Consider the following 21,882-nt stretch of genomic DNA (forward strand, 5'->3'; position numbering starts at 1 on the left):
AGCTCAGTGCTTCCGAAGGATCGAGGCAGGAGCAGCAGGCGCCTGTGCCGCGGCCGATTCGCCAGCCGGGCCAGGCCCGACCTGCGAGGCCGTATCCTCGTCAGCGGTGGTCGGCATCTTGCCGGACTTTGCCAGCACCTCGGGGTCCACATCCTCAGCCGGGATGAAGACATGCGGCAGGATCCTGTTCAGAACCTTTGCCGTTTCCTCGGTGATGTCCTGACCGTCGACATGCAACGCAACCTGCTCGCTATGCAGAACCAGGTTCATGCTGTGCGAAGCAGCAACCTGACGAACGATTCGCACCAGTTCGCGCTCGATCTGGTTGAGCGACACATTGGCCGCTTCCTGAATGATGCGCGCGCGGTTGGCGAAGTCACGCTGTGCTTTTGCACGACGCTCCTGCAGGTGACGCTCGCGAAGCTGAATCTGCTCCGAAGTGAGGGTGCGGGCGCTTTCCTGCAACTTCTGCTGCTCGACGCGCCAACCCGCCTGTTCCTTCTGAGCCGCGGCCGCAAGCTTGTCACGGCGCTCGCCCAAAACACGCTGCGCCTCGGCTGCCGCGCTGGAGAGACGCATCACGGTCGGAATGCTGATGACGCCAAGCAGAGCCGCTGGCGGCGGTGCCCCCTTGGGGAGATCGGGCGAATCAGGAATGGGCGGCTGCGGCAGAACCGGCGGCGCCTCAGGCTGCTGCATGGGCTCATCGCCATCCTGCTGCGGCATAGGCTGGGCAACCGGAACACGACGCACTGCGTGAGGGGCCTGAGCGGGAGCAGGTTGAGCCGTCTTGGGGACGAACCAGCCGCCATTGCCGGATGAGGACTGTGCGGCTTGGGCCTGAGCCAGGCTCGGAAGACTGACAGAAGCGAGCAGTGCCGAAGCAGCCATGAAACGGGCTGCTGAAAAAAGGGACATAGGAACCTCTGTTCAAAACCGTCGGGTCACAAAGCCTTCGAAAGCCTATGACCCGATCGGGTTAGGCTGCGTTCAGAATTGCTGGCCGAAACCGAAGCGAAGCGGGTAAAGACGGTCATTACGCGATTTGCGGATAGGCACGGCACCGTCGATATTGACGAGGCCGAAAGGGCTCTTCCACGAAATACCGATACCCGTCGTAACACGGGGAACAAGCGTATTGCCCGTGACCGGCGTATAACGCGATCCATCCTGCGCCGCATTGGTGTAAAGATGCTTCACACGCAATCCGTCGAGACTACCGGCATCGACGAAGTAACGACCGGTAATACCGACATCGTCACCCATAGGCAGCGGGAAATTGAGCTGCGCCGAAGCAGTATAGATGAAACGGCCACCGATCAGATCTTCCTGACCCGGTAGAGGCGTAGTCGAGTTGGTATGGCCGGAACGAGGGCCCGCACCACCCTGCAGGAAGCCGCGAAGATTTTCGCCGCCAAGATAGAAATTGTCGATGATGCTGACATTGCTGTTCTTCGACCAGTCGCCCATATAGCCGGCGCCGCCCTTGAACTGCAGACCCCAATCATGATTTCCGGTGATCGAGTCAAGCGGCACATAATACTGCGCGTCGACCTTGGCGCGCAGATATTTCACATTCCCGCCTAGACCGGCGAAATCACCGCTGACATTGATAACGAAACCCTTGCGCGGACGCATGCGATTGTCGCGACGGTCATAAGTCAGTGTCGTGCTGAGCTGCGAGAGCAGCGACCAGCCAGCCGAGTCCTGAACGTAATAGGATGGCACATACTGATAGCCATAGGACTCGATGTCGCTCTGGCTGAAGATATTGCCGACGTGACGGTCGATCAGCGAATAGCTCCAGGATTGCGACAGGTAGTTATTGTACGAATAGCCCATACGCAGCGTCGCGCCATACCGGCCTTCCTTATAGGACTGGTAGGTCTGGTAGTTGTTTTCGATACCGAAAATATCGATGCCGGCCACAATATTGCGGTTCAGGAAGTAGGGATCGGTCAGCGAGAGATCGACCTGTTTCTGATAATACGCAACCGTACCGGAGATACCGGCATCCATACCCGTGCCGAGCAGATTATGTTGCTTGACCGAACCGTTACCCAGAATACCGACGTCTGTCGAGTAACCACCGCCGAGCGAGAACTCGCCGGTCGGCTTCTCGACCACATTGGCCGCGACGTTGACCTTGTCAGGCGCAGAGCCCTGGGTCTGGTCGACAGATACCGTGCTGAAATAACCAAGGTCCTGCAAAGCTGCCTTGGAGTATTTGCGATCGAACGGGGTGTATGGGTCGCCCTCTGCCATCGGCAGCGCACGCCGGATGACCTTGTCCTTGGTTACCGTATTGCCGTTGATGTCGATGCGCTCGACATAGACATGCGGCCCCTCATTCACATCGAACAGCAGATCGACGATACGCTTTTCGGGGTTACGCGCAATTTCGGAACGTACCATGGCGAAGGGATGCCCAGTCGCCTGCAAACGCTCCTGCATACCGGTAACGTTGTTCTGGATCGCGGTGCCGTCGTACCACTGGTGCGGGAACAGATCGATGTATTTCTTGAGATCCTTCCCCTCGACATGGCGCAGGGTTGAACGCACATCCATCTTGCCGATGCGGTAACGCGGACCTTCGTCGAGCGTGAAGGTAATGATGAAATTCTTGCGGTCTGGCGACAGTTCACCCGTCGCGTTGATCATGTGGAAATCCACATAGCCGTTATGCAGGTAGAAACGACGCAGCAATTCGGCATCATATTTGATACGTTCGGGGTTATATTCGTCGGACGACGAGAAGAAACGATACCACTCGGTCTCCTTCGACGAAACGACCGAAGCGAGACGCGCCTCGCTGAAAGCCGAATTGCCCACAAAGACGATCTTGTTGATCAGCGTCTGGCGCGCTTCGTTGATCTTGAAGATAACGTCGACGCGGTTATGCGACAGCTTGATGATCTGAGGCGTGACAGTCGCACCGAATCGCGCCTTCGACGCGTAGAGATCGAGCAGCTTCTGTCGGTCTGCGGCGGCAGCCTGAGACGAGAACACGGCGCGCGGACGCATGCTGATCTCCTTGCGAAGATCCTCGTCCTTGACCGCATGATTGCCTTCGAAGGCAATGCGATTGACGATCGGGTTTTCGACCAGATCGACAACCAGCGTGCCGCCTGAGCGGCGCATCGTGACGTCCTTGAACAGGCCCGTCGCATAGAGCGTCTTCAACGAACGATCGAGATCGTCCTGGTTGAAATGATTGCCGGGCTGCACCACCATATAGGAGAGGACGGTGCTGGTTTCGATGCGTGTATTGCCCTTCACATCGATCGTTTCGATCACCTGACCGTCAGCCTGACGCTGATGGGCGGCATGATGGGGGGGGACACGACGGGTCTTCTGAGCCTCGGCCGTGCCTGCCCATACGGGGAGCATGCAGACCGAAGCAAGGAGAACGAGACGTTTACCTGACAACACGGACGTTCCTTAACTTCATCAACCCAGCGTGAAGGTTTATTTCAGACAATTTAACTTTACGCAACGAAGCCGGAGCCGCCGGCAGCGTTTATCCAAATCGGACGTATCCGACTTATGCCCTGCGAGGCAAGCGCCCCGCTAGATGAACTGTCGTAACACTCTGTGTCAGTTCACGGGGCTGCGTGTGCTTTACTAGTGGAAGAGGCCGAGATTCGACAGGTCGTTAAAGGTCGAAAACAGGAATAGTGCCGCAATGATCGCAAAACCCGCCTGATAGCTGACCTCTTGCACGCGCCGTGACACAGGCTTTCCGCGTACGGCTTCCGCCACGTAAAAAACCAGTCTGCCACCGTCGAGCAATGGAATCGGGAAGAGATTGATCAGCCCGAGATTGATCGAAAGGAGCGCCATGAAAGACAGGATGCTGGCGAAGCCATAATGCGCCACCTGCCCCGATAGCTGAGCGATACGGATCGTCCCCCCAAGCTCCTTGGCACTACGATGCCCCGAGATAATCTGCCACACGCCCTGCAACGTCTGCACCGAAACATGCCAGGTCTCTTTCAGCCCCGCGCCCAAGGCCCGACCGAACGGCATGGGCTTGCCGGGCACGAGTTCGGCCATGACACCGATACTTCCGGTATCGGCGGCGCCCTTCTTGCCCGGAACACGATCGAGGGTGATGGGCAGGCTGAGGGTCTGATCGCCACGTTTGATGCCCAGAGTGGTCTGCACGCCCGGCATTGCAATCGCGTGGGCCTGGATATCGGCAAAATTGAACACGTCGAGCGAGCCGAGACGCGTAATGACGTCGCCCTTTTGCAGACCCGCGCGCTCGGCAGCGCTGTGGGGCGCTACCTGTGCGATCTCGTTCTTGAGCTCCGGCTTACCGACGGAGACGTACAACACGGTAAAAAGCAGGATCGCAAAAATGAAGTTGAAGACCGGCCCCATGACGATAACGAGCATGCGCGAGCCGACCGGCTTGTCATGGAAGGTCTGACCCGGCACCCAGGAGGCTTTCTGTTCCGGTGTGGCGTCCTCTGGGTCTTCAAAACCATGCGGCTTGACAAACCCACCGAGCGGTATCGCCGAGATACGCCATTCCGTGCCTGTGCGGTCGTGCCAGCGATAGAGCGCCGGACCGAAACCGATCGAGAACGTATCGACCTTCACGCCGCGCCAGCGCGCCGCAAGATAGTGCCCCATCTCATGCACGAAAACGAGCACACCCAGAATGAGGGCAAAGGCCAGGATCGTCACGGCAAACTCATGCATGAAGGGACTCCGCGCTCTTGAGGGAGTTGCTGCGCTCACGGGACACAAAAATCTCTGCCACACGACGCGCTTCGGCATCCCAATGCAGCACATCGTCGAGCGTATCGAGCGTCGGCGCGCCGAGTTGCTCCATGGCATAAGCGATGGTGTCACCGATACCCAGAAAACCGATGCGTCGGTTCAGGAAAGCCTCGACAGCAATCTCGTTGGCCGCCGAGAAAATCGTTGGCGAAGCCGCACCCGCGACAAGCGCCTCGCGAGCCAGACGCAGCGCAGGGAAGCGCACCTCGTCAGGCGCCTCGAAATCCAGACGCGCCAGAGCCGCGAGGTCGAGACGCGGTGCATTGGTCTGCATGCGATCGGGCCAGGCCAGCGTATTGGCAATGGGTACGCGCATATCGGGCGCACCAAGCTGGGCGATCAGGCTGCCGTCGCGAAACTGGACAAGACCATGCACGGCAGACTGGGGGTGCACCAGCACGTCGATCTGCTCATTGCTCAGACCGAAAATGCGCGCGGCCTCGATGACCTCTAGCCCCTTATTGGCCATCGATGCCGAATCAATGGTGATCTTGGCGCCCATGCTCCAGGTCGGGTGTTTGAGCGCATGCTCAGGCGTCGCTTCACGCATGGTATCGATCGACGCACAACGGAACGGGCCGCCGGATGCCGTAAGAATGATCTTCTCGACGCTCTCGATCGGGCTGCCCGTCAGGCTCTGGAAAATTGCGTTATGCTCGGAATCGACTGGCAGCAAGGTTGCTTTCGCTGCAGCCACTTCACGCAGCATGACATCACCTGCACTGACAAGCGCCTCCTTGTTCGCAAGCGCGATGGCACGACCGTTGCGGGTTGCGGCCAGAGTAGGCTCCAGCCCGGCGGCCCCGGTAATGGCGGCCATCGTCCAATCGGCTTCCATAGCTGCCGCCTCGATCACGGCCTGGCGTCCACCGGCAACCTTCACGCCACTGCCCTGCAGTCTCGACCGCAGATCGTCGAGCAGGCTCTCGTCGTTGATCACCGCGACCTCGGCGCGCAGGGCACGCGCCTGCTCGGCGAGCAGCGCCACATTACGCCCACCCACAAGCGCGCGAACCTGGAAACGCTCCGGCTCGGCCAGCAAAAGGTCGATTGTGGAGCAGCCGATGCTGCCAGTGCTGCCCAGAACAGTGATGCTGCGCGGAGAGGAGGTCATGATCTCAGGATACTCCAGATCAATGCGAAAAAGCAGAGAAAGACGGAAAGAAAGGATGCAACAGGGCGCCGAGGATATCGGAGGGGAGCGCAGTCCAGAAAACCTGCCCCGGCACCGCAAGGGAAACGAGAGCCGCAAGCGGCGCTGCAGCAAGCAAGCCATCGAAACGGTCGAGAAGCCCCCCATGACCGGGGATGAGCCAACCTGAATCCTTGATGCCGACACGGCGCTTGGCCGCGCTCTCGGCAAGATCGCCGCATTGTGCAGCGCAGCCAAGAATCATGCCCCAGATAGCGCCACCGAGGAGCCCGCCCTGACCTGAAAAACCAGCCACTGCCAGCCCCGCAATGGCCGCAGCCAGAAGACCGCCAGCCGCACCCGACCGGGTCTTGCCGGGGGAAATGCTCGGCGCAAGCTTGGGGCCGCCGAATATGCGTCCCGCCAGATAGGCCCCACTATCGCTGGCAATCACCACAAAGATAATAAACAGCACAGGCAGTGCGCCGGTGCCAGGCTGCTCACGCAGCCAGAGGAGAGACAGCCCGCCAAAGCTGGCAACGGCCACGCAGGCCCATTGAGCAAAACCGAAAATGGCTGCCGTGAGCGCCAGACCGAAAGCCGCACGCCATTCGCCTTTCATGGCGACCGCGAGCCCGAGTATCGGCCAGAGCAGGAGCAAACCACCCCGCCAGCTACGCCCTCCCTTTTTCCAACTCAGCCCAGCCATAGCCGCGCCCTCATAGACGAGCCCCAGGCTGACGAGCAGGATCATGACGCGATAGGCTACCCCACCGGCCAGAATGCAAAGAATCGCAATAGGAACGATAACGGCTGCGGATATCAGACGCAGGCGCAGATCGGACCAGCGCGGATTGGCGCTGCCAGTTGTCACAATGTGGGATCCGTCTGGAGGCGCTTGCCAAAGCGACGCTCGCGACCGGCAAAATCGGCCAGAAGCGCGGCGAAATGGGTCTCGTTGAAGTCAGGCCACATCACATCAAGAAAGGACAATTCGGCGTATGCGGATTCCCAGAGCAGGAAATTCGACAGACGACGCTCGCCACTCGTGCGCACGATGAGATCAGGATCGGGAAAAGCCGATGTCTGAAGATACGCCCGGAAATCCTGCTCACCGAGTGCTGCGGGATCGATTTCCCCTCGAGCGGCGGCAAAGGCGAGGCGCTGCGCTGCGGCAAGCATGTCGTTACGAGCGCCATATGAAAGCGCCAGAATGAGTGTCAGCCGCCCATTGCGCGCCGTGAGGTTTCTGGCGCGTTCGATTTCAGCCCGTAGCCCCGCATCGAACCGGGTCAGATCGCCGATAAAATCGAGGCGCACATTCTGCTCGTGCAGTTCGGCAACCTTGTGCCGCAGGTAAAACCGCAGCAACGATGTGAGATCCGACACCTCCTCCGTCGTTCGCTGCCAGTTCTCTGAGGAGAACGCATAGAGCGTCAGATACCGCACCCCCGCGAGGATAGCCGCCTTGACGCAGCGTCGGACGGCATCGGCCCCGGCGCGATGTCCTGCCATCACCGGCTTGCCACGCGCGCGTGCCCAGCGCCCATTGCCATCCATGATGACGGCGACGTGGCGCGGTACACTTGCAGGTGCGATCACCGCAGCAGGGGCAACAGGTAGGATGCGCGAGGACGACACGATGCCTGATCAGACCTGCTTGATCTCACGTTCCTTATCCGCGAGCATATCGTCAACCTTCTTTACGTATTGATCCGTCAGCTTCTGCACGCCGTCGGACCAGACTTTCATGTCGTCCTGGCTGATCTCGCTCTTCTTTTCATGAGTCTTGATCTGGTCCATCCCATCGCGGCGGACATTGCGCACCGCGATCTTGCCATTTTCGGCATAGCGGCCGGCAGCGCGCGCCAACTCATTGCGACGCTCTTCGGTCAGCTGGGGAATCGGCACGCGCACCGTCTGCCCGTCCGCTGCCGGATTGAGCCCCAGGCCAGAGTCACGAATAGCGCGCTCGACAGCACCGACGAGCCCGCGATCCCAGACCGACACGGTCAGCATACGGGCTTCGGGAACCGCAATTGACCCGACCTGAGACAGCGGCACATCGCTACCATAGGCCTCGACACGAACGGGCTCGAGGAGGTTGGGGCTCGCACGGCCAGAACGCAGGCCGGAAAGGTCCCGGCGCAAGCTCTCCATGGCACCGTCCATACGGCGTGTCAGATCTTCGAGCAGGTCATTCAGCTCAGCAGGCATTGTTCTCTCCTTCAAGGATACTCAAGGGGGGACGTCTGAAGGCGCCCAGTTCAAGCCGTTTCGATAATCCGGGTAAAGCGCCCTTCGCCACGCATGACGCTGGCGAAGGCTCCCGGTGCATGAATATTGAAAACGATGATAGGCAGTCGATTTTCACGAGCGAGCGAGATGGCCGTTGCGTCCATCACGTTCAGATCGCGCGAGAGCACGTCCATATAGGACAGCTCATCATAACGCTCTGCATCCGGCACACGTCGCGGATCGGCCGAATAGACACCGTCGACCTGAGTACCCTTGAGCAGAACGTCGCATTCCATCTCATTGGCGCGCAGAGCGGCTGCCGTGTCGGTCGTGAAGAAGGGGTTACCCGTTCCGGCAGCGAAGATAACGACCCGCCCCTTCTCCATGTGGCGCACAGCACGACGACGGATATAGGGTTCAGCGATCGATGACATCTGGATGGCCGACATCACACGCGTGTCGATTCCGGCCTTTTCGAGCGCGTTCTGCATCATGAGCGCGTTGATGACCGTCGCCAGCATACCGGCATAGTCGCCTTGGGCACGATCCATGCCCTTGGCTGCGGCTGCGACACCGCGGAAGATGTTACCACCACCGATAACGAGACAGACCTGCACACCGCTGCGCGAAACCAGGGCCACGTCATTCGCGATTTCTTCGACAATCTGCGGCTCGATACCGAAAGAGCCCTTGCCCATAAGGGCCTCGCCCGAAACCTTGAGAAGAACGCGCTTATAGCGTGCAGAAGTTTCGGTCATCGCATCCTCTTTCGTTGCAGCCTCATGAGGGCCATTTCAGAACCCGCGCCTCTCTTATAGGGCGCGGCCTGTCCTCACAAGAACTTCTCAGGCGTCGTCCAGACCGATCGCCCTGAGCCTGGCCTTTTCCTCATCCCAACCGGCACGCTCCCGCACATTGAGAAAAAGATGGCAGGGACGCTCGAGCAGACGCCCCAGATCGAGACGCGCCCGCTCGCCGATGCTGCGAATCTTGCGCCCCCCTTCACCGATCAGAATCGCCTTGTGACCGGGTCGGGAAACATAGATCGTGGCATCGATACGCACTGAACCGTCAGGGCGCTCCTTGAAGCTCTCGGTCTCGACAGTGGCCTGATAAGGAATTTCCTCATGCGTCTGCATGAAGATCTGCTCGCGCACCAGCTCGGCCGCAAGCAGACGGTCGGGCAGATCCGTCAGATCGTCTTCAGGGTAAAGATAGGGCCCCTCGGGCAACTCCGCGGCGAGATGATCGAGCAGGTCATCCACGCCGTCACCCGAACGAGCGCTGAGCATGAAGACATGCTCGACGGCCAGTTGCTCGGTGATCGCCTTGGTCAGGGGCAGAAGCTGCTGGGCGCCAATCAGGTCGGTCTTGTTCAGGACCAGCCAGACACGGCGCTTCTGCTTGGCGAGCGTCTCGATAACGGCCTGTGATTCTTCGCGGATACCGGCCTTTGCATCGATCAGCAGCAGCGAGATATCTGCGTCCTGCGAGCCGGTCCAGGCTGCAGCCACCATAGCGCGATCGAGCTTGCGCCTTGGCTTGAAGATGCCAGGGGTGTCGACAAGCAGAATCTGCGTGGTCTTGCGCATCAATATGCCGAGAACCCTGAAGCGCGTCGTTTGCGCCTTGGGGCTTACGATCGACAATTTGGTGCCGGTCATGCGGTTGATCAGAGTGGATTTTCCGGCATTCGGCGCCCCGACAAGAGCGACGAAACCACAACGTGTCGTCATTTTCTATCCTTCGTGCCTTTACGGCCACGGTTCAATCGCCGGAGGAGGGCGGTCGCCGCCTCACTCTCGGCCTGGCGCTTGCTTCCTGCTACGCCCTCACCTGCCTCACCCATAGCAGAAACCGCAACCGTAAAGCGCGGTGCATGCGAAGGGCCTTCCATCGACAGGGTCTCGTATTCCGGCAAGGCAGACCCGCGTGCAAGCACAAATTCCTGCAAGGCAGTCTTTGGGTCCTTGGGCGGGGTTATCTGGGAAAGAAGTAGATCTTTCCATTTTTCGCGCACCAGGCGGCGCGCAGGCTCAAGCCCGGCATCGAGATAGATCGCGCCGAGAAGCGCTTCCATCGCATCGGCCTGCACATTGGCAAGGCTTCGGATATTGGCCTGCTCTTCATGCTCGGCAATGCGCAGCGCCCCTGCTATGCCGATGCTCTCGGCAATCGGGGCCAGTGCATTGCGCGACACGAGAGACGCGTGACGCGGCCCGAGCGCGCCCTCAGGCTCATTCGGAAATTGCTCCAGCAGCCACTCTGCCATGAGCAGGCCGAGAACGCGGTCGCCCATGAATTCGAGACGTTCGTTGGATACCGTATCGACCGGCTTTGTTCCGCCGCGTGGAGCACGACGCCCTTGCCTGGAGGAAACGGCAGAGCGATGGGTCAGCGCCTGGCGCAGCAGCGTCTGATCAGCGAAACGGTGACCGAGCGCCTTCTGTATGGCGTCGAGAGTGTCGTCATGACCGGTCATGACAGAGCCTCAGTGCATCGTCGCAAAAAGATGGCTCCAGCGTATTTCAAGCGGCCATTGCCAGAACTGCCAGAGAGGATGAACGGCTTCATAGGAGAAAAATACGAAACGCGCCTTCCCAACCAGATTGACCATGGGGACGTAACCGAGGTCCACACCGTTATCACGCTGGAAACGGCTGTCGCCGCTATTGTCGCGATTGTCGCCCATCGCGAAAAAATAGCCTTCCGGCACAACGTATTCGCGCGTGTCGTTCTGCTCGCCCTCATCGGTCTGCTTCAGAATCTGATGCGTGACGGGCGCAGCGCCCGCGCTGCCCGGCAGGGTTTCGAGATAGCGTATACCGGTCTGCGGCAGTCGATTTTCATCCATCACCGAATAGGCGCCGAGCGACTGGCGCGGCACCAGCGTGCCGTTCAGATAGAGTTCGCCCGCACGCATCTGGATATGATCGCCCGGCAGACCGATGATGCGCTTGATGTAATCGATCGAGTTGTTCTGCGTGTAACGGAAAACCGCAACATCGCCGCGATGCGGCGTCGTACCCCAGATGCGCCCGTCGAAAAGATGCGGCGAAAACGGCATCGAGAACCGCGACCAGCCATAGTCGAACTTCGTGACGACGATGTAGTCGCCCACCTGAAGGGTCGGTATCATCGACGCACTCGGAATATTGAAAGGTTCGACGAACACCGTTCGTATCGCCATCAACACAATAATCCAGATCGCGACGAAGCGAACGATTTCCAGAGGAGTGTCTTCTTTTCGCTTGGAGGGCGAAGCCTCCGGATTCATTTCGGTCATTTCCGGTTCTTAGCGCAGGTAGTGGGGATTTGGCGACAGCCTATCATGATTGCCGAGAGATCGACTGCACGATCACATAGGCAATCGCATAAGGCGCCTCGTCGCTGAGGCTGACCTGAATATCGGCCCGCTCTCCCGGCAAGGCCAGGGCATCGAGACGCTCGGCCGCTTTTCCGCGCAGATGAAGAAACGGCTTGCCGAGCGCATCATGACGCACTTCGATATCGGTCAGTTGAATGCCGTCGCGAAAGCCTGTTCCGAGCGCCTTCGCACAAGCCTCCTTGGCGGCCCATCGTTTGGCCAGAACACCGAGACGCCCGTCGCCCTTGCGCGTATTGGCATAGGCTATTTCCGCTTCGGTAAAGCCTCGCTCAAGAAAACGGTCTCCTGATCTTTCCAGAGCGCGCGCTATACGCCGCATGTCGCAAAGATCGGTGCCGATACCCCGTATCATGACGTCCGTCAGTTCTTCGTGCGTTCGACCTGCATGACACCCTGCGCCGAGCGCAGCGCAGCGATCATCGCAGAAAGGTGCCGCACGTCGCGCACCTCCAGATCGACGAGAATCTCCATGAAATCGAGCTGGCGGTTGAGAATACGCAGATTGACCACGCTGCCATTATGCTTGGACGCCGTGTTGGTAAGTGTTGTGAGCACAGCGGATTCATTGGCTGCGATCACGCTCACCCGCCCGATATGCGGCGCACCACGATCGCCCTGGGCTAGGGCTTCGTAATCCCAGTCGATCTCGAGGAAACGCTCGGGGGTGGAAGAGAACGCGCTGAGATTCTGGCAATGGCGCTGATGAATGGTGACACCCTTACCCTGTGCGATAATCCCGACAATGGGATCGCCGGGCAGAGGGTGACAGCATCCGGCAAAATGCGTCGCAATACCGGAGCCGATACCATTGATGATCGAACCGCTTTTGGCACCGTAACGCGCCGGTGTACCCAGACCGCCACCGAGACGACCCGACAGGCCTGGCACCATCCGCGGCGCGCGATGGGTCTGACGCAGCTCGGGATAAGCCGCATTGACGACGTCGCGCGGACCGAGCTGCCCGGTCCCCACCGACACATAGAGATCTTCGATACTCGGCTGACGCAGATCGCGCAGCAGGGTTTCGAGGACTTTTTCGCTGCCATCGACACCTTCCTGACGGAAAGCCTTGGCCAGAGCGGTGCGCCCTGTGTCGAGATTGACCTGGCGCTGCTGCAAGGCGACGTAGCGGCGGATACGCGCACGCGCCTTGCCGGTAACAACGAAACGCTCCCAAGAAGCCGATGGCGTGCCGCCACGCGCGGTCATGATCTCGACCTGATCGCCGTTCTGCAGTTCGTGCCGCAGCGGCATCAAACGCCCATTGATCTTGGCCCCCACGCAGGCATCGCCAACCTGACTATGCACCGCATAGGCAAAATCCACCGGCGTTGCACGGCGCGGCAGGGAGATGAGCTGCCCTTTGGGCGTGAAGCAGAAAACCTGATCCTGATACAGCTCGAGCTTCGTGTTTTCGAGAAACTCGTCGGGCGCCTCGGAATCTTCGAGAATTTCGAGCAGATCCTGCACCCAGCGCAGCTTGTTCAGCCCCAGCGCCGCGACCTCGGTATTCGAGGCCTGCGCGGCATCGCGCTCCTTGTAAGCCCAGTGAGCCGCCACGCCGTTCTCGGCAAAGTCATGCATGTCGGCGGTGCGAATCTGTATTTCGATTTTCTGGTTGCGCGGCTGGCGCAGCGTGACCCCGGTGTGAAGGCTCTGATACCCGTTCGCCTTCGGGGTCGAAATGTAATCCTTGAAGCGCCCGGCAATCATGGGATAGGCGCCATGGATCGCACCCAGAGCCGCGTAGCAGGCATCGCGCGTCGGCACGATCACGCGAAACGCCATGATGTCAGAGAGCTGCTCGAAAGCGACATTGCGCTTCTGCATTTTTGCCCAGATCGAGAAGGGCGATTTCTCACGCCCCGTCACGTCAACATGGTCAAGACCGACCTCGGCGCAAAGCCCCTTCAACTCGGCGCGAATCTGCTCGATGATATCGGCGCCATGGCCACGCAGGAAGTTCAGCCGCGCTCGGATCGTGGCATCGGCTTCAGGCTCGAGCTGCTCGAAAGAGAGGTTCTGCAGCTCCGTCTTGACCCGGTCCATACCGATGCGCTCGGCGAGCGGCGCATAGATGTCCATGGTTTCACGCGCGATCCGCAGCCGGCGGTCCTGACGCTGCACGTAATGCAGCGTGCGCATGTTATGCAGACGATCGGCCAGCTTGACGATGAGCACGCGGATATCGCGCGACATCGCCAGAACGAGCTTGCGGAAATTCTCGGCCTGCTTGGTGCGGTCCGACTGAAGCTCGAGCCTTGTCAGCTTGGTGACGCCATCGACCAGACTGGCGACGGTCTCCCCGAAACGCTCTTTCAGAAAAACCTGGGTGATGCCCGTATCTTCAACCGTATCATGCAGAAGGCCCACCACGATGGAAGGCACATCCATGCGAAACCCCGCAAGGATATTGGCGACGGCGATCGGGTGGATGATATAGGGCTCGCCATTATCGCGCTTTTGTTCGCGATGCGCCTTTTCGGCGACGGCGTAGGCCTCTTCAACGCGGGCGAGGTCTGCGTGAGGATCGTAGCCTGCAATGCGACGCAGGAGTCCAGCGATGGACGGGATCGAGGCCGCCATTTCAGCGCCGGGGAGAAGGGTGTCAGACATGCCGGTACTCTCTCCCAGTTTTGATCACGCCCGCTTCAAATCGAGCGCCGAAACGATACCGGACCACAAAAAGGCCCGGTATCGCAAGAGATTAGCGGCGGCCTCGCCCTCCAAATTCCGCCTCGAAGGAAGCCTCCAGCTCGGCGGGAGACATCGTCTCTGCCATATGGGCATGCTCTTCCTCGGTGGAGACATCCTGCAGGCCGAAGATATTCTGATCGGTCGGGATGAGATCCATGACTTCCTCGTCGACAGGCTCAGGCTCAGGCGCACGGGCGAGAGAGCGAACAATGCCATCCTTGAGTGCGCCGAGATTGACTTTTTCTTCGGCGATCTCACGCAGGGCAACGACAGGATTCTTGTCGTTATCGCGATCAAGGGTCATTTCCTCGCCGCGCGAAAGGCCACGGGCGCGCTGCGCAGCAAGGAGAACGAGCTCGAAGCGGTTCGGAACCTTTTCGATGCAATCTTCAACGGTGACGCGTGCCATAAACTCTTCCCAACCAATATACGCAGATCCATGAGAACTGCACCGCCTATCACAAAGTGCCCTTTCGAGCAAATATTCCCTCCATCGGACCGCACAGTGGACACAAGCTTATCGAATGCGGGAAGGCCCGGCTCGCCAGACCCAAAAAGACGACTGACGCCGCAAGATGACAAGTGGCGATAAAGCAATGATATTGCTATATTCCTGATTCAGAATTCGTTAAACCACAGTTTGAGACTATTTTTTCTGTGACAACCGTGAAACGTCACAGTTTTTCTGAGATAGGTAAGAGATGCTCGATAAAAATGAGAGAACTGCCGTATTTATAGATGGTTCGAGCCTCTATTATACCGCCAAGACCATCGGATTCGAAGTAGATTACAGAAGACTTCTCCGTTATTTCAAAACGAACACAAAGCTTTTGCGCGCTTATTATTACGCAGCAATCCCGGAGACTGAAGAATATTCGCCGCTTAAGCCCCTTACCGATTGGCTGGCCTATAACGGCTTCATGCTGGTCACCAAAAACGCCCGGGAATTTACCGACCAGACAGGACGGCGCAGATTGAAGGGCAACATGGATGTCGAGCTTGCTGTCGACCTCCTGGAGCTCGCCGACCGTATCGACCATGCCGTGATTTTCAGCGGCGATGCCGATTTGCGTCGCGTCGTGGAGGCCATTCAACGCCGCGGCGTGCGCGTCACGGCTGTATCGTCTCTGCGTTCCTCCCCCCCACTCATCGGTGACGATTTACGCCGCCAAGTCGATCAGTTTATCGAGCTGGGCGACATCGCTGGCGAGTTCACGCGACGCCAGGGTGACGCACCGGCCAGGCCTCGCGCCGCTCCGATACGTCACCCGGCCGATGTCGTGACCGACGACGAGTTCGAAGACTGATACGCTTCTTCCGGTTCAATGACTCTCCCAACCATGGACTGTATAGCACTCAGCCTCAAAAAGGCCTGCGTTCTCGTCGTTAGTCTCGCCGGCATCACGCCCGTCCTGCGCGACGGAATCGAAACACAGATGCGCAAGCAAGTCACTCGGACGCAGGATCTAAGCATTGTCTTTCATCACCTCGAAGGGGCCAGACCGGACCTCCCGGTCTGGCCTGCGACGCCGGATGCCAAAGCGGTCAACCTGACCGAATTGCTCGCATCCCTAATCAATCTGAAACTGGTGGTCACGTTCGGTGTCGCAGCGCACCTCTCCACTCTCGACGCCTATGGCATTGGATGGGCGCGCGTCCCTTTCCGCCCCGGCAGAATAACCGCCCTGCCTGACGGACTGGTGTTGGTCAATTTTCCTGTCGTGCATGGGAAACATGTTGACACAATAGATCAGCTACTCGCACAGATACCCCCCGCTCTCGGAGCGGCGCTGTCGGTTTAGCCCCCCGGGCCCGCAACCTGTGTCACGTCGGTGCTTTAGTCAGCAGCACAGTGCATGAAAAGGTATGACGAGCATGACGGAACAAAAGATCGGCTTTATCGGCTACGGCGCAATGGGCGCGCTCATGGGCAAGAACCTCAGAAAGGCCGGTTACGGCGTGAGTGCCTACACCCCGTCTGGGCGTCAGCAGGATGCTGAGACACCGGTGGTGAAAACGGCCTCGGCGCTCGCTGCGCAATCGGATATTCTCATCCTCTGCGTTCCCAATGACGCCGCCATCTTTGCTGCGGTCGAGGGAGCCGAGGGCGTGCTGGCAGGCGCCCGCGCCGGCACGCTCATCCTCAACACCAGCACGATCTCGCCAGAAGCCACAGAAAGGCTCGACGCCCTGGCCCGGAGCAAGGAACTGCGCTTTGTCGACTCTCCGATGTCCGGCAGCACACCCGAGGCCGAAAAAGGAGAGCTGGTGATGCTGGTCGGCGCCTCGCATGACGACCTTGAGGCGGCTCGCCCCGTCTTGAGCGCCATTGGCAAGTTGAGCATTCATGCGGGGGCCGTCGGTGCGGGAACCAAGCTGAAGCTCGTTATCAACGGCATCATGGGCGCCACCCTCAACGTCATCGCCGAGGCTGTAGGATATGGGCTGTCGAGCGGTCTTGATCGCGCGATGCTGTATGAAGCGCTTGCACAGGTCGCCGTGGTCTCTCCTCATCACAAGCGCAAGCTGGCCAGTGCCGAGCGCGGTGACTTCACGGCCCAGTTTCCGACACGTCTGATGTCAAAAGACATGGGGCTGCTCGTCTCGGCGGCGCGCAGCACGCACGCCTTCTGCCCGTCCATCGCCGTCGCCGATCAGGCGCTCGCGCTCTCGAGCAAACGCCACGCCAATGACGATTACGCCGCGCTTCTGGGCGCGATCGAAAAAAGCGTGGTGTATCAGCCAGACCCTACCGAAAAAGCCTGATCGCCGACCAGCGCCGACGGGTTGACGAAACCCGTCCGGCACCATAGCTGCCTTGTGAGACCAAGCAGCTCCGCTTTGTCCCCACCATGATAGTCCAGGAGACGCACCATGGCTTTCGAACTGCCGTCCCTCCCCTACCAGACCAGCGCCCTTGCCGCTTCGGGCATGTGCCAGGAAACCCTTGAGCTGCATCACGGCAAGCACCATCAGGCCTATGTCACGGCGCTCAACGGCTTTGTCGAAGCCAAGCCGGAGCTTCAGGGCAAGAGCCTCGAAGAAATCATTCTCGCCGTGAAGGGCGACGCCGCTCAGGCCCCCGTCTTCAACAATGCGGGTCAGCACTGGAACCACATCCTGTTCTGGAAGAACCTCGCCCCGACTGGCGGCCAGGTGCCCTCCAAGCTCGCCGCCAAGATCGATTCCGATCTGGGTGGTCTCGATGCGTTCAAGGCTTCTTTCAAGCAGGCGGCGATCTCGCAGTTCGGTTCGGGCTGGGCATGGCTCGTTCTCGGCGCCGATGGCAAGCTCGCCGTCACCAAGACCGCCAATGGCTCAAACCCGCTCGCTGAAGGCCAGGGCCGCGCGCTGCTCGGTCTGGATGTGTGGGAACACGCCTATTATCTGGACTTCCGCAATCGTCGTCCCGACTACATCACGAACTATCTCGACAAGCTCGCCAATTACGAGTTTGCCGAAGCGGAACTCCTTTCCGCCTGATTCCGCAAGGGCTCAACAAAAAACCGGCTTCCTTGCGGAGGCCGGTTTTTTTGTTTCTGCCGCCTGGATCAGAGTTATTTGGCAGCCTTGCCGCCATCATTGGCAGGCTTTGCCGTGCTGGTCAGCACCTGCGACACGTTCTCACGCATCAGCTGGATCTTCACGCCGGGAGCGATCTCGACCTCGATCTCCTTGGTGCCTTCGCGTGAGAGCTGCACCGTGCCGATAATACCGCCGCTGGTCACAATCCGGTCACCACGACGCAAGGCGTTGAGCTGTGCTTTAAGCTCTTTCTGACGCGACTGCTGCGGGCGAATGAGGACGAAATAAAACACGACGAACACGAGGATCATCGGGAGGAATGAGATAATCCCGCTGTTGGCGAGCATGCGTTTCTTCCATATGTCGATAGATAAGGGACCGGACGCGCCCGAAAGCCAGCCCGATTGGCCCGGACCATAATAGGTCGCGCCCGCTCGTCAAGCATAGCCACGGAGCAAGGGACCACCCGATGGACGCCGTTCTGATCGAAAAACTCGACCGTATCGCCAACGCGCTTGAGCGCCTGTCACCCATTCCTGCCAGCCCGGCGACACTCGAAGGCAACGATGCCTTCATGTGGCAGGGCAGCGCCGCAACGCTACGTGCTGTGGCTCAGGTTCAGGGCGTCGATCTCTCCCTGCTGCGCGGCATCGACCGTCAGACAAGGCTCGTCCTTGAGAATACACGCCATTTTGCGGCGGGCCGAAGCGGCAACAACGTCATGCTCTGGGGAGCGCGGGGCATGGGCAAATCCTCACTGGTCAAGGCCTGCTTTGCCGAAGCCAATCGAGCGCATCCCCACGCACTGGTGCTGATCGAGATCCAGCGAGACGACCTCTCCACCCTGCCCCGGCTTCTGGATATTCTGCGCGCCCAGCCCAGACGCTGTATCGTGTTCTGCGACGATCTCTCTTTCGAGACGCAGGACGCCGATTACAAATCGCTCAAATCGGTTCTCGATGGTGGCATCATGGGGCGACCGGAGAATGTGCTGTTCTACGCCACCTCGAACCGGCGCCATCTGATGCCGCGCGACATGATGGAAAACGAGAGCGGCAGCGCCATCAACCCGCAGGAAGCCGTTGAAGAAAAAGTCTCATTGTCAGACCGCTTCGGACTCTGGATTGGCGTGCATGGCTGCAACCAGGAAACCTACCTCGCCATCGTCGATGGATATGCGGCCCATCGCAGGCTCGAAATATCAAAAGAGGCCCTGCATCGCCATGCGCTGGAATGGGCCATGGAGCGCGGCGGCCGCTCGGGGCGCGTTGCCGCCCAGTTCATCGATCATCTGAGCGCAACGCTCGGGTAAAGAATAACAGGTGATAAAAAAACCGGGATGGCGAAGCACCAGCCCGGTTCGTGAGAGATTTTAGACATTACAGAGGCGTACGGGATCGGAAAAGCCGGTCCCGCATGTCCTGCTGCGATCAGAACGTCGCGTTCAGGCGACCATAGTAATAGGCGCCGTAGATCGGGATACCGGAGGAATCGGTGTCGTAGATCTTCGGACCCAGATAGTTGGTGATCGGGTTCACGTGGCGTGGGCGCTGATTGAAGATGTTGTTCGCGCCAATGGCGAAGTGCCAGTGCTCGGTAAAGCGATAGCCCACTTCAAGATCCGTCAGCCAGGCCGGGGTATTCTTGAACTCGGCCCATTCGGTGTTGGAGTATTTGAGTGCAGTCGGCGCCAGATCTTCATAGGTGAGCAGCGACTTCGTCTCGCCGTAACGGGTCTGACGCAGGTTCACGTCCCACTGATGGTAGGTCCAATAAGCATTCAGGATCAGCTTGCTGCGTGGTGAGCCCGTGGTGAGATAGCCCACCGTCTGCGCATTGGCCGCAGGGTCGCCGAAGGCGTTGGTATTGATATGGCTGATGCGGGTCCGGTTGAGGTTGAGCATCGCGCTCAGATTAAGCGTGCCGTAGCGGTGCAGGTGCAACAGGTAATCGGATTGCAGATCGAGACCCTGCGTACGCGTGCTGGCCACGTTTGCAAAGTAGTTGGCGGTCACGTTATCCAGTTCGATCCCGCTGGGCAGGTTTACGCCGGTCAATGCAATAGCATTGAGCGCCGTCTGGTCGTTGACGGTGGCTGAACCGATGATGCGGTCACGGATGTTGATCTGATAGACATCCACCGAGACATGCCAGTCCTTCAACGGCTCGGCGATAATGCCACCTTCGGCGCTGGTCGATCTTTCCGGCTTCAGGCGCTGTGCCCCGATTGACTGACCAGCGGCGCCAACCGTCTGAAGCAGCCCCGAAGCACCGGTCGGCGACACGTTAAGCGCCGAGTAATACTGCTCGGGCATGGTCGGCGCACGGAAACCGTTGCTGATCGTGCCACGGATCGCCAGCTTGCTGGTGATGTCATACCGCGTCGTGACCTTGCCGTTCTCGGTGTTACCCATATCGGTGTAGTGCTCGAAGCGCCCGGCGAAATCGAGATCCCAGTGCGGCAGCGGGTGAAAATCGCCATCCAGATAGCCAGCCCAGATATTACGCTGCCACTGCCCCGCATTCTGTGGCGTCAGACCGGCAAAGCCCTGCGTGCCGCCCAGTTCATATGAAGCAGGCTCGCCCGCCTTGATCTTGTACATTTCCAGACGATGCTCGGCACCGAAGGCCAGCGTCATCGGCACGACATCGGCAATGCGGAAATTGCGTCGCGCGTCGAAATTGCTGGTCCACTGGGCGAGCGAATAGCTCTGGGCGCGCACGGTAGTGGGCGAGAAGCCGTAAGCCTTATAATAATTCGGGTTGAAGGTGTTCTTGTTCCCGATATCGTCGTCATCCTGACCGTAGAGCGTGCTCAGATCCCAGCTGAAGCCGAAGAGATTATCGCCCTTGATGCCCAGATTGGCCTGAAAATCGTTCTCTTCAATGGTCTCGAGCGGAGAGAACCCATAAGGGAAAGCGCTCGGTGCGACGGTGGGGGTGCGGTAGTTCTCATAAGCCTCGGAGTGACGATGGGCGTAGGTGATCAGACCATAGGTCTCGATGCCCTCCGTGATTCCCTTGCCCCATTCGATCGATAGATTTTCGCGCGTCTCCTCAGGGTTGGAGAGAATCTTGTTCGAGTTTGCTGGCCAGCTCGACGTCGGAGTCCAGCGATGATCGTTGGTGCTCTTGAGATTCGAGACCCAGTGATCGGTGTGATAGACCTGACCGCTGAGATGGACGAAGCCGTCATTACCCCATTTCAGACCGCCATCGGCGCCGATCAGATACTGCCAGCCATCGCCATTGTAAGCGTTGGCGCCGGTCTGGGCCACGGTGTTGATGCCGTGATTGGTCTTCTTGGTGATAATGTTCACAACGCCCGCGATGGCATCCGACCCGTATAGTGCGGCTGCGCCATCACGCAGGATTTCGATGTGATCGATGGCCCCTGCCGGGATCATGTTCAGATCGACGGGCGTAGAGCCCTGCTGCGGACCGTTATCGGCATAGATATTGGCGGTCGTATTGCGACGCTTGCCATCTACCAGCACCAGCACTTCGTTCGGGTTGAGACCACGCATACGGATAGCCGAGGTCAGCGCCCCGGCATCGGCACCATTGGCGGTGACCGTAATCGACGGATCGACACGCGTGATGGCGTCGGCGAGGTTGAGCTGGCCCGAACGGCGCAGCGTCGCCGAGGAAACGACTGTTACCGGCACAGCGCTGTCCCGCGCCTTGCGGTTGAAGGCATGGGTTCCGGTCACGATAACCGATTCACTGCTATCACCACTCGCATCGCGGGCCTTGCGTGTGCGGATTTTCGGGACAGAGGCCAGAGCCTGGCCTGAGCCGATCGACGTCCTGCTATGGGCTGTAGCGGTCTTTTTCGCTTTGGGTGTGGTCTGTTCAGCCGGCTGAGTAGCAGCCTGAGCATAAGTAAACCCGAAAGGAAGGGAGAGAAGGGTCGCCGCCGCAAGTATTCTTCGTTTTGTGAACATCGTTCGAGCTGTCTCTCCATGGGAACTTCACCAAGAGGCAGTCTATGCAGTAATGAAAAATCGTTACAACATCGAAAAGGAAAATTCTTCCGGTATCGGATTGATTGCGACAAAAAAAACACAGTTTGTTGCACAAAGCCAGCGTAAACAGCCCCTCAGACGCA

The 21,882-nt window shown here is 59.2% G+C and carries 21 protein-coding genes; 5 read left to right on the forward strand and 16 right to left on the reverse strand.

Annotation, left to right across the window (positions count from 1 at the left end):
* Positions 1 to 3 precede the first annotated feature (3 nt).
* The 14 genes from ABHV46_RS03710 to rpoZ all read right to left on the reverse strand — a co-directional run bounded on the left by ABHV46_RS03710 (position 4) and on the right by rpoZ (position 14,655).
* On the reverse strand, positions 4 to 918 hold the full coding sequence (locus ABHV46_RS03710) for an OmpH family outer membrane protein (RefSeq protein WP_438382789.1): 915 nt from the start codon (positions 916 to 918) through the stop codon (positions 4 to 6).
* A gap of 72 nt (positions 919 to 990) precedes the next feature.
* Positions 991 to 3,390 carry an outer membrane protein assembly factor BamA gene (bamA, locus tag ABHV46_RS03715; RefSeq protein ID WP_336945274.1) on the reverse strand — a complete coding sequence of 800 codons (2,400 nt, stop codon included), beginning with the start codon at positions 3,388 to 3,390 and terminating at the stop codon, positions 991 to 993.
* 234 nt (positions 3,391 to 3,624) lie between these two features.
* Positions 3,625 to 4,710 (reverse strand): RIP metalloprotease RseP, encoded by a 1,086-nt coding sequence (rseP, locus tag ABHV46_RS03720; RefSeq protein ID WP_438382790.1) that lies wholly within the window; start codon positions 4,708 to 4,710, stop codon positions 3,625 to 3,627.
* On the reverse strand, positions 4,703 to 5,905 hold the full coding sequence (gene dxr, locus ABHV46_RS03725; protein WP_438382791.1) for a 1-deoxy-D-xylulose-5-phosphate reductoisomerase: 1,203 nt from the start codon (positions 5,903 to 5,905) through the stop codon (positions 4,703 to 4,705). Before dxr ends, rseP begins: the two co-directional genes overlap by 8 nt.
* Before the next feature lie 19 nt (positions 5,906 to 5,924).
* On the reverse strand, positions 5,925 to 6,800 hold the full coding sequence (locus ABHV46_RS03730) for a phosphatidate cytidylyltransferase (protein ID WP_438384228.1): 876 nt from the start codon (positions 6,798 to 6,800) through the stop codon (positions 5,925 to 5,927).
* Positions 6,794 to 7,483, reverse strand: coding sequence for a polyprenyl diphosphate synthase (gene uppS, locus ABHV46_RS03735; protein ID WP_438384230.1), 690 nt, complete (start codon positions 7,481 to 7,483; stop codon positions 6,794 to 6,796). The genes ABHV46_RS03730 and uppS overlap by 7 nt, the downstream gene beginning before the upstream one ends.
* 90 nt (positions 7,484 to 7,573) lie before the next feature.
* Positions 7,574 to 8,140, reverse strand: a complete 567-nt coding sequence (frr, locus tag ABHV46_RS03740) for a ribosome recycling factor (protein WP_188425119.1) — start codon at positions 8,138 to 8,140, stop codon at positions 7,574 to 7,576.
* Positions 8,141 to 8,190: 50 nt separating this feature from the next.
* On the reverse strand, positions 8,191 to 8,919 hold the full coding sequence (pyrH, locus tag ABHV46_RS03745) for a UMP kinase (protein WP_025841229.1): 729 nt from the start codon (positions 8,917 to 8,919) through the stop codon (positions 8,191 to 8,193).
* 87 nt (positions 8,920 to 9,006) lie between these two features.
* The gene (gene era, locus ABHV46_RS03750) at positions 9,007 to 9,897 is read right to left on the reverse strand and encodes a GTPase Era (protein ID WP_438382795.1); all 891 of its coding nucleotides are present in this window, start codon (positions 9,895 to 9,897) and stop codon (positions 9,007 to 9,009) included.
* Positions 9,894 to 10,643: a ribonuclease III gene (rnc, locus tag ABHV46_RS03755; RefSeq protein ID WP_438382796.1), complete on the reverse strand. Its 750-nt coding sequence runs from the start codon at positions 10,641 to 10,643 to the stop codon at positions 9,894 to 9,896. Before rnc ends, era begins: the two co-directional genes overlap by 4 nt.
* A gap of 9 nt (positions 10,644 to 10,652) precedes the next feature.
* A complete protein-coding gene (lepB, locus tag ABHV46_RS03760; protein WP_438382798.1) occupies positions 10,653 to 11,447 on the reverse strand; it encodes a signal peptidase I in 795 nt (264 codons plus the stop codon).
* Positions 11,448 to 11,490: 43 nt separating this feature from the next.
* A complete protein-coding gene (gene acpS, locus ABHV46_RS03765) occupies positions 11,491 to 11,901 on the reverse strand; it encodes a holo-ACP synthase (RefSeq protein ID WP_438382800.1) in 411 nt (136 codons plus the stop codon).
* Between the two features lie 8 nt (positions 11,902 to 11,909).
* Positions 11,910 to 14,165, reverse strand: coding sequence for a RelA/SpoT family protein (locus ABHV46_RS03770; protein WP_438382802.1), 2,256 nt, complete (start codon positions 14,163 to 14,165; stop codon positions 11,910 to 11,912).
* Positions 14,166 to 14,256: 91 nt separating this feature from the next.
* Positions 14,257 to 14,655, reverse strand: coding sequence for a DNA-directed RNA polymerase subunit omega (gene rpoZ / locus ABHV46_RS03775; protein WP_336944981.1), 399 nt, complete (start codon positions 14,653 to 14,655; stop codon positions 14,257 to 14,259).
* 292 nt (positions 14,656 to 14,947) lie between these two features.
* On the opposite strand from rpoZ, the gene ABHV46_RS03780 reads away from it, so the two are divergent.
* The 4 genes from ABHV46_RS03780 (at position 14,948) to ABHV46_RS03795 (ending at position 17,729) form a co-directional block, all read left to right on the forward strand.
* On the forward strand, positions 14,948 to 15,553 hold the full coding sequence (locus ABHV46_RS03780) for a LabA-like NYN domain-containing protein (protein ID WP_438382806.1): 606 nt from the start codon (positions 14,948 to 14,950) through the stop codon (positions 15,551 to 15,553).
* A gap of 33 nt (positions 15,554 to 15,586) precedes the next feature.
* The gene (locus tag ABHV46_RS03785) at positions 15,587 to 16,048 is read left to right on the forward strand and encodes a hypothetical protein (protein WP_438382807.1); all 462 of its coding nucleotides are present in this window, start codon (positions 15,587 to 15,589) and stop codon (positions 16,046 to 16,048) included.
* 73 nt (positions 16,049 to 16,121) lie between these two features.
* Positions 16,122 to 17,012, forward strand: a complete 891-nt coding sequence (locus ABHV46_RS03790) for an NAD(P)-dependent oxidoreductase (RefSeq protein ID WP_438382808.1) — start codon at positions 16,122 to 16,124, stop codon at positions 17,010 to 17,012.
* Between the two features lie 108 nt (positions 17,013 to 17,120).
* Positions 17,121 to 17,729: a superoxide dismutase gene (locus ABHV46_RS03795; protein ID WP_438382809.1), complete on the forward strand. Its 609-nt coding sequence runs from the start codon at positions 17,121 to 17,123 to the stop codon at positions 17,727 to 17,729.
* Positions 17,730 to 17,803: 74 nt separating this feature from the next.
* On the opposite strand, the gene yajC is transcribed toward ABHV46_RS03795, so the two are convergent.
* A complete protein-coding gene (yajC, locus tag ABHV46_RS03800; protein ID WP_336944976.1) occupies positions 17,804 to 18,118 on the reverse strand; it encodes a preprotein translocase subunit YajC in 315 nt (104 codons plus the stop codon).
* A gap of 122 nt (positions 18,119 to 18,240) precedes the next feature.
* Here yajC and ABHV46_RS03805 point away from each other — a divergent pair, with 122 nt between their 5' ends.
* Positions 18,241 to 19,083: an ATP-binding protein gene (locus ABHV46_RS03805; RefSeq protein WP_438382811.1), complete on the forward strand. Its 843-nt coding sequence runs from the start codon at positions 18,241 to 18,243 to the stop codon at positions 19,081 to 19,083.
* A 118-nt stretch (positions 19,084 to 19,201) separates the two neighbouring features.
* On the opposite strand, the gene ABHV46_RS03810 is transcribed toward ABHV46_RS03805, so the two are convergent.
* On the reverse strand, positions 19,202 to 21,718 hold the full coding sequence (locus tag ABHV46_RS03810; protein WP_438382812.1) for a TonB-dependent receptor plug domain-containing protein: 2,517 nt from the start codon (positions 21,716 to 21,718) through the stop codon (positions 19,202 to 19,204).
* Positions 21,719 to 21,882 lie beyond the last annotated feature (164 nt).

The organism is Asaia sp. BMEF1 (assembly GCF_051628905.1).
In the GTDB taxonomy this organism is placed as follows: Bacteria; Pseudomonadota; Alphaproteobacteria; order Acetobacterales; family Acetobacteraceae; genus Asaia.

Excerpts from the sequence above, each read along its gene's own strand:
- ABHV46_RS03780 (WP_438382806.1), top strand. The coding sequence starts at position 14,948 with ATGCTCGATAAAAATGAGAGAACTGCCGTATTTATAGATGGTTCGAGC.
- yajC (WP_336944976.1), bottom strand. The coding sequence starts at position 18,118 with ATGCTCGCCAACAGCGGGATTATCTCATTCCTCCCGATGATCCTCGTG.
- ABHV46_RS03785 (WP_438382807.1), top strand. The coding sequence starts at position 15,587 with ATGGACTGTATAGCACTCAGCCTCAAAAAGGCCTGCGTTCTCGTCGTT.
- uppS (WP_438384230.1), bottom strand. The coding sequence starts at position 7,483 with ATGGATGGCAATGGGCGCTGGGCACGCGCGCGTGGCAAGCCGGTGATG.
- lepB (WP_438382798.1), bottom strand. The coding sequence starts at position 11,447 with ATGACCGAAATGAATCCGGAGGCTTCGCCCTCCAAGCGAAAAGAAGAC.
- ABHV46_RS03810 (WP_438382812.1), bottom strand. The coding sequence starts at position 21,718 with ATGTTCACAAAACGAAGAATACTTGCGGCGGCGACCCTTCTCTCCCTT.
- ABHV46_RS03770 (WP_438382802.1), bottom strand. The coding sequence starts at position 14,165 with ATGTCTGACACCCTTCTCCCCGGCGCTGAAATGGCGGCCTCGATCCCG.
- ABHV46_RS03710 (WP_438382789.1), bottom strand. The coding sequence starts at position 918 with ATGTCCCTTTTTTCAGCAGCCCGTTTCATGGCTGCTTCGGCACTGCTC.
- acpS (WP_438382800.1), bottom strand. The coding sequence starts at position 11,901 with ATGATACGGGGTATCGGCACCGATCTTTGCGACATGCGGCGTATAGCG.
- rnc (WP_438382796.1), bottom strand. The coding sequence starts at position 10,643 with ATGACCGGTCATGACGACACTCTCGACGCCATACAGAAGGCGCTCGGT.
- ABHV46_RS03790 (WP_438382808.1), top strand. The coding sequence starts at position 16,122 with ATGACGGAACAAAAGATCGGCTTTATCGGCTACGGCGCAATGGGCGCG.
- pyrH (WP_025841229.1), bottom strand. The coding sequence starts at position 8,919 with ATGACCGAAACTTCTGCACGCTATAAGCGCGTTCTTCTCAAGGTTTCG.
- bamA (WP_336945274.1), bottom strand. The coding sequence starts at position 3,390 with ATGCTCCCCGTATGGGCAGGCACGGCCGAGGCTCAGAAGACCCGTCGT.
- rseP (WP_438382790.1), bottom strand. The coding sequence starts at position 4,710 with ATGCATGAGTTTGCCGTGACGATCCTGGCCTTTGCCCTCATTCTGGGT.
- dxr (WP_438382791.1), bottom strand. The coding sequence starts at position 5,905 with ATGACCTCCTCTCCGCGCAGCATCACTGTTCTGGGCAGCACTGGCAGC.
- frr (WP_188425119.1), bottom strand. The coding sequence starts at position 8,140 with ATGCCTGCTGAGCTGAATGACCTGCTCGAAGATCTGACACGCCGTATG.
- ABHV46_RS03795 (WP_438382809.1), top strand. The coding sequence starts at position 17,121 with ATGGCTTTCGAACTGCCGTCCCTCCCCTACCAGACCAGCGCCCTTGCC.
- era (WP_438382795.1), bottom strand. The coding sequence starts at position 9,897 with ATGACGACACGTTGTGGTTTCGTCGCTCTTGTCGGGGCGCCGAATGCC.
- rpoZ (WP_336944981.1), bottom strand. The coding sequence starts at position 14,655 with ATGGCACGCGTCACCGTTGAAGATTGCATCGAAAAGGTTCCGAACCGC.
- ABHV46_RS03805 (WP_438382811.1), top strand. The coding sequence starts at position 18,241 with ATGGACGCCGTTCTGATCGAAAAACTCGACCGTATCGCCAACGCGCTT.